This window comes from Bradyrhizobium pachyrhizi, assembly GCF_001189245.1.
GTDB lineage: Bacteria > Pseudomonadota > Alphaproteobacteria > Rhizobiales > Xanthobacteraceae > Bradyrhizobium > Bradyrhizobium pachyrhizi.
Map to the genome: position 1 here is coordinate 148,181 of NZ_LFIQ01000118.1, position 17,095 is coordinate 165,275.

Annotated in this window: 14 protein-coding genes; 8 read left to right on the top strand and 6 right to left on the bottom strand. The window is 65.4% G+C overall.

Features of this window, described 5'->3' with window-relative positions:
• Nucleotides 1-23: 23 nt before the first annotated feature.
• From AKL29_RS34620 to AKL29_RS34640, 5 genes are all read right to left on the bottom strand, one after another.
• Nucleotides 24-581 carry a DUF924 family protein gene (locus AKL29_RS34620; RefSeq protein ID WP_050387245.1) on the bottom strand — a complete coding sequence of 186 codons (558 nt, stop codon included), beginning with the start codon at nucleotides 579-581 and terminating at the stop codon, nucleotides 24-26.
• A 22-nt stretch (nucleotides 582-603) separates the two neighbouring features.
• The gene (locus AKL29_RS34625; RefSeq protein WP_028334769.1) at nucleotides 604-2,286 is read right to left on the bottom strand and encodes a long-chain fatty acid--CoA ligase; all 1,683 of its coding nucleotides are present in this window, start codon (nucleotides 2,284-2,286) and stop codon (nucleotides 604-606) included.
• Between the two features lie 163 nt (nucleotides 2,287-2,449).
• Entirely contained in the window at nucleotides 2,450-3,895 is a 1,446-nt protein-coding gene (locus AKL29_RS34630; RefSeq protein ID WP_430648905.1) for a D-alanyl-D-alanine carboxypeptidase family protein, read from the bottom strand.
• 203 nt (nucleotides 3,896-4,098) lie between these two features.
• On the bottom strand, nucleotides 4,099-5,877 hold the full coding sequence (locus AKL29_RS34635) for a glucan ABC transporter ATP-binding protein/ permease (protein ID WP_050387297.1): 1,779 nt from the start codon (nucleotides 5,875-5,877) through the stop codon (nucleotides 4,099-4,101).
• Nucleotides 5,878-6,163: 286 nt separating this feature from the next.
• Nucleotides 6,164-7,219: an ABC transporter substrate-binding protein gene (locus AKL29_RS34640; RefSeq protein WP_050387298.1), complete on the bottom strand. Its 1,056-nt coding sequence runs from the start codon at nucleotides 7,217-7,219 to the stop codon at nucleotides 6,164-6,166.
• Between the two features lie 265 nt (nucleotides 7,220-7,484).
• On the opposite strand from AKL29_RS34640, the gene AKL29_RS34645 reads away from it, so the two are divergent.
• From AKL29_RS34645 to AKL29_RS34675, 7 genes are all read left to right on the top strand, one after another.
• On the top strand, nucleotides 7,485-7,919 hold the full coding sequence (locus AKL29_RS34645) for a hypothetical protein (protein WP_028334773.1): 435 nt from the start codon (nucleotides 7,485-7,487) through the stop codon (nucleotides 7,917-7,919).
• Nucleotides 7,920-8,037: 118 nt separating this feature from the next.
• Nucleotides 8,038-8,433, top strand: coding sequence for a phosphoribosyl-ATP diphosphatase (gene hisE, locus AKL29_RS34650; RefSeq protein ID WP_028334774.1), 396 nt, complete (start codon nucleotides 8,038-8,040; stop codon nucleotides 8,431-8,433).
• Between the two features lie 69 nt (nucleotides 8,434-8,502).
• Nucleotides 8,503-9,084 carry a YqaA family protein gene (locus tag AKL29_RS34655; RefSeq protein WP_050387247.1) on the top strand — a complete coding sequence of 194 codons (582 nt, stop codon included), beginning with the start codon at nucleotides 8,503-8,505 and terminating at the stop codon, nucleotides 9,082-9,084.
• A gap of 401 nt (nucleotides 9,085-9,485) precedes the next feature.
• Nucleotides 9,486-9,683, top strand: coding sequence for a hypothetical protein (locus tag AKL29_RS46020; protein ID WP_244482585.1), 198 nt, complete (start codon nucleotides 9,486-9,488; stop codon nucleotides 9,681-9,683).
• Between the two features lie 181 nt (nucleotides 9,684-9,864).
• Nucleotides 9,865-10,836: an NAD(P)H-dependent flavin oxidoreductase gene (locus AKL29_RS34665; protein WP_050387248.1), complete on the top strand. Its 972-nt coding sequence runs from the start codon at nucleotides 9,865-9,867 to the stop codon at nucleotides 10,834-10,836.
• A gap of 100 nt (nucleotides 10,837-10,936) precedes the next feature.
• A complete protein-coding gene (locus AKL29_RS34670) occupies nucleotides 10,937-11,710 on the top strand; it encodes a thioesterase family protein (protein WP_050387249.1) in 774 nt (257 codons plus the stop codon).
• A 373-nt stretch (nucleotides 11,711-12,083) separates the two neighbouring features.
• Entirely contained in the window at nucleotides 12,084-14,204 is a 2,121-nt protein-coding gene (locus tag AKL29_RS34675) for an ATP-binding protein (protein ID WP_050387250.1), read from the top strand.
• Between the two features lie 174 nt (nucleotides 14,205-14,378).
• Here the strand turns inward: AKL29_RS34675 and AKL29_RS34680 are convergent, their stop codons facing one another.
• Nucleotides 14,379-15,941 (bottom strand): AMP-binding protein, encoded by a 1,563-nt coding sequence (locus AKL29_RS34680; RefSeq protein ID WP_050387251.1) that lies wholly within the window; start codon nucleotides 15,939-15,941, stop codon nucleotides 14,379-14,381.
• Nucleotides 15,942-16,027: 86 nt separating this feature from the next.
• Here AKL29_RS34680 and AKL29_RS34685 point away from each other — a divergent pair, with 86 nt between their 5' ends.
• Entirely contained in the window at nucleotides 16,028-16,996 is a 969-nt protein-coding gene (locus tag AKL29_RS34685; protein WP_050387252.1) for an NAD(P)H-dependent flavin oxidoreductase, read from the top strand.
• Nucleotides 16,997-17,095: the final 99 nt, after the last annotated feature.

The window sequence follows — 17,095 nt, forward strand, 5'->3', positions numbered from 1 at the left end:
AGACTCTGGTCACCGTTCCGTCATCAGCCGGAAAAACCGCCGGCGTCGAGAAAGTCCTGCTCCTCGGCCGTGGTCTGCCGGCCCAGCACGCGATTCCGGTGCGGGAAGCGGCCGAACCGGCGGATGATGTCGGCGTGGTCCTCGGCGTATTTCAGGTTGTCGGGATGGCAGTCATATTGCCCGAACAGCGTCACGCAGCGCTGCTGGTCGTCGAGGTCCTCCGAATGCTCGAACGGCAGATAGAGGAATTCGCGCAGCACGGGGTCGGTCCGCGCATCGACGCCGCGGTCGATGGCGCGCCTTGCCACTTCACGCGCCAGCGCATCGCTTGAAAAGGTCCTGGCGTCGCCTCGAAACAGGTTTCGCGGAAACTGGTCGAGCACGATGGTCAGCGCCAGCGCGCCCTCATCGCTCGCCTCCCATGACGACAATTCGCCGGCAGCCGCCTTCTGCCAGGTGGCGAGGAAGCGGCTGCGGATTTCGGCATCGAAGGCGTCGTCGTGCTTGTACCAGCGGTCGCGGCCGGCATTCCGCCAGAAGCCAAGCACGTCAGCCGGCGTCGCGAGGCTTGCGTCAGACATCGAACGTCAGTCCACTCACGCCTTAAGCCGCGGCCTTCTTCTCGTCGCGCAGCTCGCGGCGCAGGATCTTGCCGACATTGGTCTTCGGCAGGTCGGTCCTGAACTCGATCTGCTTCGGCACCTTGTAGGCGGTGAGCTGGGTGGCGCTGAACTTGATGATGTCCTCGGCGGTGACGTTCGGGTCCTTCTTGACCACGAAGGCCTTCACCGCTTCGCCGGACTTCGCATCGGGCACGCCGATCACGGCGCATTCGAGTACGCCCGGGTGGCTTGCGATCACTTCCTCGATCTCGTTCGGATAGACGTTGAAGCCGGAGACCAGGATCATGTCCTTCTTGCGATCGACGATCTTGGTGTAGCCCTTCTCGTCCATCACGCCGATGTCGCCGGTGCGGAAATAACCGTCCGCGGTCATCACGCGCGCGGTCTCGTCCGGCCGGTTCCAGTAGCCTGCCATCACCTGCGGGCCCTTGGCGCAGATTTCGCCGGCCTCGCCGATCGGCAATTCATTGCCGTCATCGTCGCGGATCGAGAGCCAGGTCGAGGGGACCGGAAGGCCGATCGTCCCGGAGAACTCCTCGATCGTGGCAGGATTGCATGTCAAGGTCGGCGACGTCTCCGACAGGCCATAGCCTTCCGACAACGAGATGCCCGTGACCTTCAACCATTTCTCGGCGACCGGCCTTTGCGTCGCCATGCCGCCGCCGTTGGCGATCTTCAGCTTGGAGAAGTCGAGCTTGTCGAATCCGGGCGTGTTCAGCAGGCCATTGTAGAGGGTGTTGACCGCCGGGAAGAAGCTGACCTGGTACTTCGACAGCTCCTTGACGAAGCCCGCCATGTCGCGCGGATTCGGAATCAGCAGATTGGTGCCGCCGGCCCGCATGCCCAGCAGATAGCAGGCGGTGAGCGCGAAGACGTGATAGAGCGGCAGCGCGCAGACGATGACCATCTGTTCGACGATCGGCGGCTTCGCCAGCGCCGGCTGCAGCCAGGCATCGTTCTGCAACACGTTGGCCAGGATGTTGCGGTGGAGCAGGGTCGCGCCCTTGGAGACGCCGGTGGTGCCGCCGGTATATTGCAGGAAGGCGACGTCATCGAGCGTCAGCGTCGGTTTGTTGAGCTTGGCGGCGCGGCCGGCCGACAGCGCCTCGTTGAAGCCGACGGCGCCGGGGATCGACCAGGCCGGCACCATCTTCTTCACCCGGCGCACCACCAGATTGACGATCACGCCCTTGAAGCCGAGCAGGTCGCCCATGCTGCCGACGATCACGTGCTTGACCGCGGTATTGGGAAGTACCTTCTGTACGGTGGTGGCAAAGTTCTCCAGCACGATGATCGCCTCCGCGCCGGAATCCTTGAGCTGGTGCTCGAGCTCGCGCGGGGTGTAGAGCGGGTTGACGTTGACCACGGCATAGCCGGCGCGCAGCACGGCGGCGGTCGCGACCGGATATTGCAGCACGTTCGGCATCATCAGCGCGACCCGCGCGCCCTTCTGCAGGCCCTTGCTCTGCAGGTAGGCGCCGAGCGCCGTCGACATCTCGTCGAGCTCGCGATAGGTGATCGCCTTGTCCATGCAGATGAACGCCTTGCGATCGGCGAATTTCTTGAAGCTCTCTTCCAGCAATTCGACCAGCGACGAATATTGCGTGACGTCGATATCCGCGGGCACGCCGGCCGGATAATGCTTGAGCCAGATGCGCTCCATGATGGTCAATCCCCTCTCTCAAATTTGGCTGATGTCCCGGATTGCTTCCGGGTTTTCCGACCTTTGGCCGCGTTATTTCAGGCAGTATTGAGCGATGCCGCGGCCAATGGCAAGCCGCTGCGCGTTATCGACGCATTGGAGGAAATGACGGGCGGGCGCTGTGCTAGCCGGCCGGCTTGGCGTCGGCTTTCGGCTTGTCGGCAGCCTTGGGTTTGTCGGCCGCGGTCTTGGGCTTGGCAGCCGGCTTTGCCGCCGCCGGCTTGCCGGCGGGCTTTGCGGCGGCGGGCTTGTCCGCGGCGGTCTTCGCAGCTGCGGCATCCGGCTTGGCGTTGGCGTGACGGACGGGCTTGGCCGCCGGCTTGCTGTCCGACTTGGAGGCGCCCTTGGCGTCGGCCTTCGCGTCATCGGCCGCATCGGGCTTCTTGCCCGCGACGCGGCTGTGCTTGCCCTTGGCACGCTTGACCGGCTGCATCTTCTCGGTGTCGGCCTCGACCGCGGCGATCAACGCAGCACCGGTCTTGGTCGGCCCCGTATAAACCACGACCGGCTCGGAGGCCGCGGCCGGCTGCGCCAGCATGTCGGCCGGCTTGGTCGGCATCGCAGCCTGCAGGCCCGAGGCGAAGAAGCTGACGCCGCCGTCGCCATTGGTGCTGGAGCTTCCGGCGCTGGCGACGGTGTCTTCTGCGTCCTCGTCGCTGGCGGGCCGCTTGTGCTTGGGGCCGCACATCTCCTCGCGCAGGTTCGGCGGCGTGGAATCGATCGGCACCAGATTGTCGACGGTGCCGAGCGAGGGCCGCAGCCACGCCAGCCCGTTATTGGCAAAGCCGCGGTCCAGGAGCTGCGCGGCGCGGATCGCGCGCATGCGGCCCGAGGAGGCGCCGAGCACCACGGCGATCAGCCGCTTGCCGTCACGCGTCGCCGACGCCACGAGATTGTAGCCGGAGGCGCAGATGAAGCCGGTCTTGAAGCCGTCGGCGCCGGGATAGCGGCCGATCAGCTTGTTGAAGTTCTGGGTGATGCGGCGGCCGAAGCGGATCGACGGGATGTGGACGAAATACTCGTATTCCGGCAGGTCGCGGATGATGGCGCGGGCGAGGATCGCCATGTCGCGCGCCGAGGTGATCTGGCCGTCGGCGGGCAGGCCGTTCGGATTGACGTAGCTCGTTTGCGTCATGCCGAGCTTTTGCGCGGTCTGGTTCATCATCCCGGCAAAGCCGTCGATCGAACCGCCGATGCCCTCGGCCAGCACCACGGCCATGTCGTTGGCCGACTTCACCAGCATCATCTTCAGCGCGTTGTCGACGGTGACCTGGGTGCCGGGCCGGAAGCCCATCTTCGAGGGCGACTGCGAAGCTGCGGTCGGCGACACCGTGAGCAGCGTGTCGAGCGAGACGCGGCCGTCCTTGACCGCCTTCAGCGTCACATAGGCCGTCATCATCTTGCTGAGCGACGCCGGATACCACGGCATCGTCGCATTATCGGCCTGCAGCACCTTTCCGGAATCGGCTTCGACAACCAGCAGCGCCTCGGCTTGCGCCATTTGCGGCGTGGCGATGGCGAGCATCGCGACGGCCAGAATCCATTTCAATGACGGGCGAGGAAGGTGCACGAATCCGGTTCCGGTCCTTTGAGACCCGCCTTGAAATAAGGAGGTCTTGCGATTGTGACGTACGGGTTTCAAGCGTGTCCGGCGCCGCATTGCGGCGATGCAAACCCTATACCGGCTTGCCAGCAGAGAACAGAGGCCGGGGAATTATATCGTGGACGAAATCGGCTGAATTTCGGCAGCCGCCTCAATTGGAAAGGCGGGAATTATGGTGTCTCGATGCCGGCGCGCGCCTGTTCCTGGACCATGAACTGGGCCCGCGCCAGCTCGGCAAAACGCCCGCCTTTCGCCACCAGTTCATCGAAAGTTCCGCTTTCGATCACCCGCCCCTGGTCGAACAGCAGGATGCGGGTGGCGTGGCGGATGGTGGACAGGCGGTGCGCGATCACGAAGGTGGTACGGCCCTTCATCACTTCGTCGAGAGCGGCATTCACCTTGGCCTCGGTGACGGCGTCGAGGGCGCTGGTGGCCTCGTCGAGGATCAGGATCGGCGGATCCTTCAGCAGCGCACGCGCAATCGACAGCCGCTGGCGTTCGCCGCCAGACAGCATGCGGCCGCGTTCGCCGGCATGGGTATCGAACTTCTTGTCGCTGCGCTCGATGAATTCAAGCGCCTGCGCGCGCGCCGCGGCGGTGCGCAGCTCCTCGTCGGTCGCGTCGGGCTTGCCGACGCGCAGATTGTCGGCGAGCGAGCGGTTGAACAGCAGCGCCTCCTGGAATACCACGCCGATGTTTCGCCGCAGCGCCGTCAGCTTCAGCGCGCGTATGTCCATACCGTCGATCCTGATGATGCCCGATTGCGGATCGAACGCGCGATGCAGCAGCGCGATCGCGGTGGATTTGCCGGCGCCGGTCGAGCCGACCAGCGCGATGGTCTGGCCCGGCAAGGCGGTGAAGCTGAGATCCTCGATCGCCGGCCGCTTGCCGTCATAGGAGAACGAGACGTCGTCGAACTCGACGAGGCCGGACAGCCGTCCGGGATCGACCGCGCCGGGCCGGTCGCGCACCGCCGGCACCGCATCGAGCACGTCGAAGAACTCCTGCAGGCGCGGCGCTTCCATGAACACGTTGTTGATGAAGCTGACCACCTGCTCGAGCTTCTGGATCAGCATGGTGGCGAACGAGACGAACATCACGATCTCGCCGACCGTGGTGAGGTCCTGGTTATGCAGCGCGATGCCGACGGTGAAGATCGCGAGCACCGTGATCGTGGTCGAGGCGCGTGTGATCACGGTGACCAGCGCCCACCATGACAGCACCGGCATCTGCACCGCGAGCAGCTTGTCGGCGACGTAGCGCAGGCCCTGCACCTCGGAATCGATCCGCACGAAGCTCTGCACCAGCGCGACATTGCCGAGCGCGTCCGAGGCGCGCGCCGAGAGATCGCTGTAATAGGCCTCGACCTCGCTCTGCATGCCGTAGGTCTTGCGCACCACCAGCGTGGTCAGCACGGTGAACACGACGCAGAGCCCGAACAGCAGAACCGCCAGCCGCCAGTTGATGTAGAGCGAAAGCGGCAGCAGCACGATCAGCGACATGATCGCGGCGAAGTGCTCGCGAAAGAAGCCGAGCCAGAGCCGCCACAGCGCGTCGGTGCCGTTCAGCATCACCTTCATCAGCCGCCCGGAATGGGTGCCGGAATGGAAGGTCAGCGGCAGCTGCAGGATGTGCTCGAAATAATCGGTCAGCACCGCCTGGCGCTGGCGGTGCGCCAGCCGGTCGGCCTGCAGCGCCACGATCGCGCTGCAGCCGATCGTGAACAGGCCGAACGCCGCCCAGGCGACGAGCAGCGGCCATGCCGAGGAGGTCGCGAACAGCCCGGTGACCGGCCGGCCCGACAGCACGTCGACGATCTTGCCGAACAGCACGGGCTCGGCGAATTGCGCGCCGGCGAGCAGCACGTTGGCGATGGCCAGGATCCAGCCGAGCCGCGCCTCCTTGCCGAGCAGTTCGAGGACGCGGGTATAGAGGCGAAGCATGGACATGCCGGCGGCACTCGTCAGCGGTGGGCGCCCGATCAGGCGGGAATGCAATTTAATCAGGGTTCGCGATGCAGGGCCAGCGGTGACAGCGCGTCATGCTCAGGGTGACGGTGATTGTGGCGACCGGCTCCCTACGCCGTCGTCCTGGCGAAAGCCAGGACCCATAGCCAACGAATTTGATTGGGAGCGGGATAGTGGCCCCAGCGTCGCGCAACAACAAACGGCTGGGGTAATGGGTCCTGGCTTTCGCCAGGACGACGCTGAACATTTGGTGCCGCTTCGCATGCTCTCAATTCACCAGGCGGCCGTCGATCGGCGGCAGAAAAGCCTCGTCGAAGATGTCGGCGGCGTGCGGCCGCTTCTGGAATTTGAAGTCCTCCGCGAGCTGGTCGACCGAGCGCTCGAAGCGCTCCGCTTCGATGCCGCCGATGCCGTCGCGCTTCACCTCGCTGGTCAGGATGTTGTCGCGGATGATGGCGTTCAGCCGCTCCAGCTCCAGATCACGCGAGCCGCCATCCATCCGGCTCGCGACCTCGCCGGCGGCGCGGGCCGGATCCTTGACCGCGAGGTTGGTGCCGCCGATCGCCGCGCGCACGAATCCCTTCACCGCATCCGGCTTCGCGGCGGCAAGGCGCGGGCTGACGATCACGGCAAAGCCGTAGGCCTCGCAGCCATAGTCGGCGAAGCGCAGCACCGCGAGATCGTCGGCGGGCACGCCGCGATCGCGCAAATTGATCGCCGAGAGATACGAGAAGCCGGTGACGGCATCGACCTGGCCGGCGGAGAGCATCGGCTCGCGCACCGCGGCGCTGATCGTGCTCTGCTTGACGCTCGACAGCTTGATGCCGTTCTGCTTCGCGACCGCGGGCCACAGCCGGATCGAGAGGTCGCCCTCGGCGACGCCGAGGCTCTTGTCCTGCATGTCGGTCAGCGTCCTGATGCCGCGGCTCTTGCGCGCGATGATCGCATAAGGCGCCTGGTTGAACAGCACGAACACCGCCTTGACGGGCGCAGCACCAGGCTTGTCGCGAAAGCGGATCAGCGAGTTGATGTCGACGAGGGCGAAATCGCTCGAGCCGTCGGCGACGCGCGCGATGGCATCCGCCGAGCTGGTCGCGACGTTGGTGCCGACGCTGAGGCCCTCGGCGCTGAACAGGCCGCCGGTCGACGCCATCACGAATGGCGCCGCGGCGGCATCAAGCGGACGGTCGAGCGTGAACTGGATGGTGAGCGGCGGTGGCAGATCGCTGGCGCGCAGCGGCGTCAACGCCGGCCACACGCCCCCCGCGAGGCCGATCATGCCGGCCAGTATCAAGCGGAGAACGGTGGTCCGACTTACCTGCATCATGACATCCGGGAGGCGAGACAAAGTGCCGCGCCGGCGCGCCTGCTTCATGACATCGAATGCGCCAGAGCAAGCGTCAATTTCAAGCGTTATTTGCAGGCATTTTGCCCCAGGCAAGGTGAACGGTCGATGACTGCCAGGCTTCGGCTTGCCATGTTTTCACCTCAGGTCGTTCAGCTTGCATTCGGTTTGGGGAACCTAATCTGGAGGCAGTGGGTTAGCTAACCAAGGCCCGTCGGGCCGGCTTCCACAAAGGATGACCGCAATGTTTGCGCGAAAAGGTGTTTTTTCGTCCATTGGCCGCGCAGCCACATTGGCAACGGTTGCCGCGGTGGCGTTGACGGCCGTTGAGCCGACGATAGCGTTCGCAGGCTCTGCTCATACAGGTAAGGCGACTGCTGTGACGACGTCACAAGGCACGAGCGGCGCGACCGACATCAGTGCCCGCCGTCGCTACTATGGCGGCGGTGGCGCCGCGGCTGCGGCTGCGTTCGCCGGGATCGTCGGCACGGGTCTCGCGATCGCCGCAGCCCAGAGCCGCCGCGACTATTACGACTCCTACGGCTACTATGGCGGCCCGGGTTACTACGGTGGTCCCGTCTACTATGGCGGCGGCCCGGTCTATTACGGCGGCGGACCGTACTATGGTTACCGCGGCTATTACGGGCGGCGGTCGCAACTGCCGTATCAGCCGTACTGACAGCCGTCGGCGGTTCTCAGAACTGTCACAAAGCATCCAATCCACCGGCCGCGGGCCGGTGGATTTTTTCGTCGTCGCCGTTAACACGCTGGCGACCCGTTTCGACTAGGCTCGAAGCATGAGTGATTCGATCGAGCGGCTTTACCAGGCGGTGATCGCGGCCAAGGATCTTGATCCGGCTACGTCGCGCACGGCACGGCTGTTCCAGCGCGGCCCGGCCAAGATGGCCAAGAAGCTCGCCGAGGAAGCGATCGAAGTCGTGATCGACGCCGTCAGCGGCAAGTCGGATGCCGTCATTCGCGAAAGCGCCGACCTGTTCTACAATCTCGCCGTTCTCTGGGCGTCCGCCGGCGTGAAGCCGGAGGATGTCTGGCGCGAGATGGAGCGGCGCGAACGGCTGCTCGGGATCGCCGAGAAGCTGCCGAAGTCGCCGGTCAAGGTGCCCAAACCCGCGCCGGTCCCGGTGGTTCGGCGCCGAATTGTCGCGCTGGAGAACCGGCTGCGCAAACGGTAGCCGTAAATCAACCAGATTCAGCTCAATCCCGGCATGGACAAATCCGCTCCATGATGGTTCATCGCGCCCATGTTGAAACGGACTTACGAGTGGTGCGTCGAGGCGGCCGACAAGCCCTATGCGCTGTGGATTCTCGCGGCCGTCGCCTTCGCTGAGAGCTCCTTCTTCCCGATCCCTCCCGACATCATGCTGCTGCCGATGTCGCTGGCGCGGCCGAAGCGGGCATGGTGGTTCGCGGCGGTCTGCACGGTGGCGTCGGTCGCCGGCGGGGTGCTCGGCTATGCGATCGGCGCGCTGCTCTACGACTCGCTCGGGCAATGGCTGATCCATCTCTACGGCCTCTCCGACAAGGTCGACGCGTTCCGCGCCTCCTATGCCGAATGGGGCGCCGTGATCATCCTGCTGAAGGGACTGACGCCGATCCCCTACAAGCTCGTGACGATCACCTCGGGCTTTGCCGGCTACAACATCTGGCTGTTCATCCTGTGCTCGATCGTCGCGCGTGGCGGCCGCTTCTTCTTCGTCGCGGTGCTGCTCAACCGCTATGGCGATTTCATCCGCGCCGAGCTCGAGAAGCGGCTCGGCCTGTGGGTCGCGATCGGCGCGATCGTGCTGGTGCTGGGCTTTGTTGTCGCATTCAAGCTGATCTAGCGACCGACCGCTTGCGGCTTTGCCTGCGCGCGGCTTCGGGTTACGCTCAGCGCGATGGCTGATGGAATCGCGGACCTGCTCGATCCTGCCGGGCTCACGCTCGTCAGGCCCATGCGTGCAAAGGCGCGCATTGCGCTGGCGGGTCTTGTGCTGTCGGGTCTTGTGCTGTCGATGACGCTGGCGACCCTCGACCACAGCCGGGCCCGCCTTCGCAGCAGCAACAGATCGAGCTGCCGCCGGCGCCGGTCGAGCGCGAGAATCCCGGGCTGATCAATGAAATCGGAAAGCTGTTCGAGAAGTCGAGATCGACGCTGCCACCACTGAAGAGCCCAGGCGAGACCATCAACGATCTGTCGAACATCGCGCGCCCCTCGACGGTGGTGACCGGACGCGCGGCCTGCGTGGAAGCCTCGAACGGCGCGCCGGACTGCAAGATCGGCGCCGACCGCCTGTGCCAGAGCAAGGGGTTTCGGGAAGGCAAGGGCATCGATACCGACGCCTCCGAGAAATGCTCGCCGCTGGTCTATCTGCCGGGCCACAAGCGCGGCCCGAACGACTGCAGGACGGAAAATTTCGTGACACGGGCGGTCTGCCAGTAGCCACGGCGACGCTTGCTTCTGGGATGCCAGATGCTCACGGAAAACAAGGCGTCAGGATGAGGATTTGTCATCCGTTTTGCAGCGCCAAAACGCAATCCTTGACACTGGAAAGATTGCCTTGTTGGTATGACGGTCAGCATTCGAGACCAACCAACGACCAACACTTGAGGATCCGCTTCCAATGTCCATGCCTGCTCTGTTCAAGGGCCGCCTGTCTCTTCCCGTGATCGGGGCGCCGCTGTTCATCATCTCCGTGCCCGACCTCGTTATCGCGCAGTGCAAGGCCGGCGTGGTCGGCTCGTTTCCGGCGTTGAACGCGCGGCCGGCGGAGCTGCTCGACGAGTGGCTGTACCGGATCAAGGAAGAGCTCGCCGCTTATGACAAGGCGCATCCGGAGCGGCCGTCGGCGCCGTTCGCGGTGAACCAGATCGTGCACAAGTCGAACAACCGGCTCGATCACGACATGGCGCTTTGCGAGAAGCACAAGGTGCCGATGATCATCTCCTCGCTCGGCGCGCGCGAGGAGCTCAACCAGGCGGTCCACGGCTGGGGCGGCATCGTCTTCCACGACGTGATCAACCAGAAGTTCGCGCACAAGGCGATCGAGAAGGGCGCCGACGGCCTGATCCTGGTCGCGGCCGGCGCCGGCGGTCATGCCGGCACGCTGTCGCCGTTCCCGTTCGTGGCGGAGACGCGGCAATGGTTCGACGGGCCGATCGCGCTGTCGGGCACCATCTCCAACGGCCGCGCGATCCGCGCCGCCCGCATCATCGGCGCCGACTTCGCCTATATCGGCTCGGCCTTCATCGCGACCAAGGAGGCAAACGCGGTCGAGGGCTACAAGGACATGATCACCAATTCGTCCGCCGAGGACATCGTCTACTCCAACCTGTTCACCGGCGTGCACGGCAATTATCTGAAGCCGTCGATCGTTGCAGCCGGCATGGATCCGGAAAACCTGCCGACCTCCGATCCTTCCAAGATGAGCTTCGGCACCGATGCATCCGGCGAGCGCGCCAAGCCGAAGGCGTGGAAGGAGATCTGGGGCTCGGGCCAGGGCGTCGGCAGCATCTCCAAGGTGGTGCCCGCGGCCGAACTCATTGGCCGGTTCAGGAAGGAATACGACGAAGCCGTCGATCCGGCGCTTGGCTGAAGCACGATGAGATCATGATGAATCATCATCGCGCTTCAGCTCTTCATTTCAGCATGATCTCTTCGGAAAACCGCGTCCCATTTTTCCGGATCATGCTGTGATGGAACCGATCTTTCGCGTCGACGGCGACCGCGTCGTCACCAGTCCCGATGCTGCGGGTCCGTGGGACCCGCGGATGCAGCACGGCTCCGCGCCAGCGGCGCTGGTGGTGTGGGCGGCCGAAGCCCTTCCGACGCCGGTGCCGATGCGGATCGCGCGCGTCACCATCGACCTGATGCGCCCGGTGCCGGTGGCGCCGCTGACCGTGCAGAGCGAGATCCTGCGCGACGGCCGCAAGATCCAGCTCTGCGGCGTCAGGCTGCTTGCCGACGGCGTCCTCGTGGTTTCGGCCAGCGTGCTCAAGATCAAGCAACAGACGGCCGAATTGCCGCCCGACATCGCCACGCTTGCGGTCGATCTGCCGGGCCCCGACGAAAGTATGATCGAGCCGGGCAACCTTGCGAACAGTCCGTTCGTGAAATGCATCTCGATGCGGGCCGCGCGCGGCCGCTTCGGCGTGATGGGACCTGGCGCGATCTGGTTCCGCGTCGACCGCCCGCTGATTGCGGGCGCCGTCGTCTCGCAGGCGATGCGGGCAGTGGTTGCCTCGGACTTCTCCAACGGCACTTCGCCGGCGCTCGATTTCAGCCAATGGACCTTCATCAATGCCGATCTCTCGGTGAGCCTGGCGCGCGAGCCGGTCGGCGACTGGATCCTGCTCGACGGCCAGTCCTGGATCGGGCCCGACGGCGCCGGGCTTGCAATGTCGCGGCTCGCCGATCAGCGTGGCTATTTCGGCCAGGCGGTCCAGAGCCTGGTCATCGAGCGGCGCTAGGACGCGCTGCGCTTCTTCCACCTCCCCTTGAAAAGGGGAGGTCGCCTTGTTCGCCACAGCAAAGCGGGTGGGGATCAGCTGACCCCAATCCCGACCTTCCCCCGTTTCATGGGGAAGGCGAAGACCGATCACGTCTACTGTGCATGGGGTTGTTTCACCGATTCGCGGTGCGGGAGCCGCGCCAACCGGCTGCCCCTGCGGCAAAAATAACTGCGCTTCCCGGGAACGGTTGGCGGCACGTGCGAGTTTCGCTCCCGTTAGGGGGTCCCATGATGCGTATTGATCCCGCCGCCGGCATCGTGGCCATGGCCGTCCGGCGGTTGTGTGATGTGCCGGACGGTGTCGACGCCCGGCCGCCGCAGGGACAGACGCGATGAAGCCTGGTCCGTCCTCGGAACGCGCGGTCATCCTCGCCGCGAGCGAGCGGGACGCCGTCAAGACTGCCCACCTGATCAAGGAAGCCGGCTATTACGCCAACATCTGCGCTGATCTCGCCGAGCTCGAACGCCAGATCGCAAGCGGGGCGGGCCTTGCCATCATTGCCGACGAGGTGATCAGGGCCGCCGATCTCGCCGGTCTGACGCACTGGCTGAACGAGCAGCCGTCATGGTCGGACTTTCCTATCGTGCTGATCAGCGAGAAGGGGGGACCCGAGCGCAATCCCGAAGCCGCGCGGCTCGGCCGGGCGCTCGGCAATGTCACCTTCATCGAGCGGCCGTTTCATCCGACCACGCTGGTAAGCCTGGTCGCCGCGACGGTGCGCGGCCGCCGCCGCCAATACCAGACCCGTCAGATCCTCGAGGATCTGACCGAGAGCGAAGGTCTGCTGCAGACCGCGCTCAATGCGGGTCATCTCGGCGCGCTCGAGCTTCATCTGCCGGATTTCGAGCTCGAGGCGTCGCCGACCTGCAAGACCTATTTCGGGCGCAGGCCGGGCGATCCCTTCACCTATCAGGATCTCCTGGACGCGGTGCATCCCGACGACCGCGCCCGCCGGAGCGAGATCGTCGAACAAACCTTGCGCACCGGCTCGGATTATCAGATCGAATACCGCAACATCTGGCCCGACGGCACCGAGCACTGGGTTGACGTGCGCGCCCGTGCGGTGCGTCGGCCCGACGGCGGCATCCGCTCGCTGGTCGGCGTATGCTCCGACATCAGCGCGCGCAAGACCGCGGAGATCGAGCGCGAGGCATTGCTGGCGCAGCTTGCCGCCGAGCGCACCGCACTCGCCGAACTCACCGCGACGCTGGAGCAGCGGGTCGAGCAGCGCACCGCCGACCTGATGAAGGAGGTCGCCGCGCGCGAGCGGGCGCAGGAACAGCTCCGCCATGCGCAGAAGATGGAGGCGATCGGCCAGCTCACCGGCGGCGTCGCGCACGACTTCAACAATCTGCTGATGGCGGTGATGGGCAATCTCGATCTGCTGCGCAAGCGCTTGCCGGAGGACCCACGCCTGCGTCGCCTGGTCGACGGCGCATTGCAGGGCGCCGAGCGCGGCGCGTCGTTGACGCAGCGGCTGCTGGCATTCGCGCGGCAGCAGGATCTGCGCGCGGTGCCGGTCGATCTCGGCGCGCTGGTGCGCGATATGAGCAATCTGCTCGAGCGCTCGCTCGGACCGCGCATCATGCTGCGGCTCAACATTCCCGAGGGGCTGCCGCTTGCCTGCGTCGACAGCAACCAGCTTGAGCTTGCGGTGCTCAACCTTGCGATCAATGCGCGCGACGCGATGCCGGATGGCGGCGTGATCGAGATCCGCCTCGCGGCCTGGCAGGCGAAGAATGATCCGACGCTGCAGCCTGGCGATTATTTGAAGCTCTCGGTGGTCGACAGCGGCACCGGCATGTCGCCGGACGTGCTGAAGCGCGCGATCGAGCCGTTCTTCTCGTCGAAGCCGGTGGGCAAGGGCACCGGGCTCGGCCTGTCGATGGTGCATGGACTCGCCGTGCAGCTCGGCGGCGAGCTGGAGCTGTCGAGCGCGGTCGGCAAGGGCACCACGGCTGCGCTGGTGCTGCCGGTTGCAACGGCGGTGCCGGAAGTCGAGAGCCCGGCGCCTGCGGCGCAGACGGTCAAGCGCTCGGCGGTGATCCTGCTGGTCGACGATGATCCGTTGATCGCGATGTCCACCATGGAAATGCTGGAGGACCTTGGTCACCGCGTGATTGGCGTCAATTCCGGACCGCAGGCGCTCGAAATCCTCAGGAGCGACCAGGAGATCGACCTGATGATGACCGATCACGTGATGCCCGGCATGACCGGCATCGAACTCGCCGCGGCTTCGCGCAAGGTGCGGCCGCAGCTTCTGGTGCTGCTCGCCACCGGCTATGCCGAACTGCCCGACGGCACCCAGGTCGACCTGCCGCGGCTGGCCAAGCCCTACCACCAGGATCAGCTGCGCGACCGGCTCGATCGGTTGCTCGGGCAGGGCGCCGGTCAGCAAACTGCTGCCGCCACCGCCGATCGTCTCGCCACGCCTTCCACTCTGCCCCCGTGAGGAGCCGCGCTTGCGCGGCGTCTCGAAGGGCGACGGCTCGGTTGTCGCCGCGAGAGGAAAGTCGGGCGCTGGGAACTATTGGCCGTGCATCCTTCGAGACGGCCGCTGCGCGGTCTCCTCAGCGACAAAGGCAAAGTCTTTGCGCGGGCACGACGGGATTGGGCTCGGTGAACCTCACCCCACCATGCGGTCGCGGCCGGTCCAGAAGCGGGCCTTCAGCACCTTCTTGTCGACCTTGCCGACGCCGGTCATCGGCAGTTCCTTGACGAACTGGATCTGCTTCGGCGCGTGCGCCGAGCCCTTCTCCGCCTTCACAAGGCTTATCAGCTCGTCGGCGTCGGGCACAGCGCCCTCGCGCGCGACCACGACGGCGGTGACGGCCTCGCCCCATTTGTCGTCGGGCACGCCGACCACCGCGACCATCGCGACGTCGGCATGTTGCGACAAGACATCTTCGATTTCGCGCGGGAAGATGTTGAAGCCGCCGGAGACGATCATGTCCTTCTTGCGGTCGAGGATGAACATGTAGCCGCGCTCGTCCATGCGCGCGATGTCGCCGGTGTGCAGCCAGCCGCTCTTCAGCGTCTCCGCCGTGGTGTCGGGCCGCTTCCAGTATTCGGCCATCACATGCGTGGCGCGCACGCAGATCTCGCCGGGCTCGCCGGTCGCGACCTCCCGGTCGTCCTGATCGAGGATCTTGACCTGGCAGGCGGCGATCGGGAAGCCGCAGGACAGGAACAGGTCCGGCGTCTTCGGGTCATGGTCCGCCTTGCGCAGCACCGAAACCGGATAGCATTCGGTCTGGCCGTAAAGCTGGGAGAACACCGGGCCGATCCGCTCGATGCCTTCGACCAGCCGGCTCGGCGACATCGCGGACGCGCCGTAGAGCAGGAGCTCGAGCGAGGAGAGGTCGGTCTTGTCGAGCGCGGGATGATCCAGCATCACATAGATCATGGTCGGCACGAACAGCGTGAAGTTGATCTTCTCGCGCGCGATGGTCGTGAACACGGCCTCCGGATCGAACCCTTTCAGCATGTGCACGGTGCCGCCGCGCATCAGCGTCGGCAGCACTTTTGTACCCGCGACATGGCTGATCGGCGCCACCGTGAGATAGCGCGGCGTCTCCGGGATCTCGAAGTCGGCGAGGATCGCCGCGGCGAAGCCGCCATATTCGCGGTGATAGCGCAGCGCGCCCTTGGATTTGCCGGTCGTGCCGCCGGTGTAGTTCAAGGTCGAGATGTCGTCGGCGCGGGCGAAATTCTTCGCCGTTGCGCTGCCGGCGTCCTCGGCCACCTGCAACAGGTCGGCGCCGTAATCCGCCGGGCCGAGCGTGAACACGGTCTTCAGGCCCTGTGCCTTCGCCGTGAGCTCGCCGCCGCGATCGCGAAACGTGATGCCGTCGACGATCAGCATCTGCGCTTCGGAATCCTCGATCTGGAACAGCTGGTCGTCGAGCGAGCCCAGCGGATGCAGCCAGGTGATTGCGAGCCGCGACAATTGCGCGGCGACGCCGGCGCACCAGCTGTCGGCGCGGTTGGCGGTGAGCAGCGCGACGCGGGTGCCGGGCGCAAAGCCGAGCCGCATGAACACGCTCTGCATGCGTCCGATCAGGTCGGTCGCGCCCTGATAGCTGAGCGAGCCGCCCGGCCATGCGAAGGCGGTGCGCGATGGATAGCGCGCCAGTGCCCGCAAGGTCTGTTCGCACACCGCCGGAAATGCATAGAGCGGATTGCTCATCTGGTTGTCCCTCCCGCCTTTGTCTTTGGCTTTTGTCGTGCCAATGTTGCGCCAAAGCTAACACAATGATGTAGGGAAGAAGCAACTTGTCCGCCGATCCTCTCGCGCATTTTCGCGGTCGCCTGCGGCTGCCGCTGATTGCAGCACCAATGTTCTTGGTCTCCGGTGTCGAACTGGTGGTAGCCGCCTGCCGCAACGGCGTGATCGGTTCGTTTCCGACGGTGAATTGCCGTGAGACGGAACAGCTCGATGCCTGGCTCGGCGACATCGCGCGCCGCCTGCAGGCGCATGCCGATGCAAGCGGCCAAGCAGCCGCGCCGATTTGCCCGAACCTGATCGTGCATCGCTCCAACACACGGCTGGCCCAGGATCTCGCCGTGCTGCTGCGGCACAAGCCCGAGCTTGTGATCACCTCGGTCGGCTCGCCCGCGCCGGTGCTTAGCCCTCTGCACGATGCCGGCGCGCTGGTGTTCGCCGACGTCGCCTCGATCCGCCATGCCGAGCGCGCGGTCGCAGCCGGCGCCGACGGGCTCGTGCTGCTCACTGCGGGTGCGGGCGGGCAGACCGGCTGGCTCAATCCGTTCGTGTTCGTTCGCGCGGTGCGCGGCTTCTTCGATGGACCGATCGTGCTTGCCGGCGGCATCGGCGACGGCCACGCGCTCCGCGCCGCAGAGGCGCTCGGCTGCGACCTCGCCTATATGGGCACCAAGTTCATCGCGACGCGCGAGAGCATGGCGGACGGCAGGTACAAGCAGATGCTGGTCGACTCCACCGCCGACGATATCATGCTCACGACGGCGTTCACCGGCCTGCAGACCAACATGCTGCGGCCCTCGATCGAGGCCGCCGGTCTCGATCCCGACGACCTGCCGGCACGCGGCGCGATCGACATCGGCAAGGACATCGACGCCCGCGAAAGCCGCCCCAAACGCTGGCGCGATATCTGGAGCGGCGGTCATTCGACCTCAGGGGTGACCGGGGTGCTCGGCGTCGACGAACTCGTGGCGCAGACGATCGCGGAGTATGAGGCGGCAAGCGCGCGGGTGCGGCTCTAGTGTCCCGAATCCGAAGTTCGCATCATTTGCCGCACCTTCGGAGCGAACTTCGGATTCGATAAGGACACTAGCAAACTTATGATTCTAGTGTGCTTTATG

Bases quoted from the DNA above. Each gene is read 5' to 3' on its own strand.
- AKL29_RS34620 (WP_050387245.1), bottom strand. From the start codon at position 581: ATGTCTGACGCAAGCCTCGCGACGCCGGCTGACGTGCTTGGCTTCTGG.
- AKL29_RS34625 (WP_028334769.1), bottom strand. From the start codon at position 2,286: ATGGAGCGCATCTGGCTCAAGCATTATCCGGCCGGCGTGCCCGCGGAT.
- AKL29_RS34635 (WP_050387297.1), bottom strand. From the start codon at position 5,877: ATGTCCATGCTTCGCCTCTATACCCGCGTCCTCGAACTGCTCGGCAAG.
- AKL29_RS34640 (WP_050387298.1), bottom strand. From the start codon at position 7,219: ATGCAGGTAAGTCGGACCACCGTTCTCCGCTTGATACTGGCCGGCATG.
- AKL29_RS34645 (WP_028334773.1), top strand. From the start codon at position 7,485: ATGTTTGCGCGAAAAGGTGTTTTTTCGTCCATTGGCCGCGCAGCCACA.
- hisE (WP_028334774.1), top strand. From the start codon at position 8,038: ATGAGTGATTCGATCGAGCGGCTTTACCAGGCGGTGATCGCGGCCAAG.
- AKL29_RS34655 (WP_050387247.1), top strand. From the start codon at position 8,503: ATGTTGAAACGGACTTACGAGTGGTGCGTCGAGGCGGCCGACAAGCCC.
- AKL29_RS34665 (WP_050387248.1), top strand. From the start codon at position 9,865: ATGTCCATGCCTGCTCTGTTCAAGGGCCGCCTGTCTCTTCCCGTGATC.
- AKL29_RS34670 (WP_050387249.1), top strand. From the start codon at position 10,937: ATGGAACCGATCTTTCGCGTCGACGGCGACCGCGTCGTCACCAGTCCC.
- AKL29_RS34675 (WP_050387250.1), top strand. From the start codon at position 12,084: ATGAAGCCTGGTCCGTCCTCGGAACGCGCGGTCATCCTCGCCGCGAGC.
- AKL29_RS34680 (WP_050387251.1), bottom strand. From the start codon at position 15,941: ATGAGCAATCCGCTCTATGCATTTCCGGCGGTGTGCGAACAGACCTTG.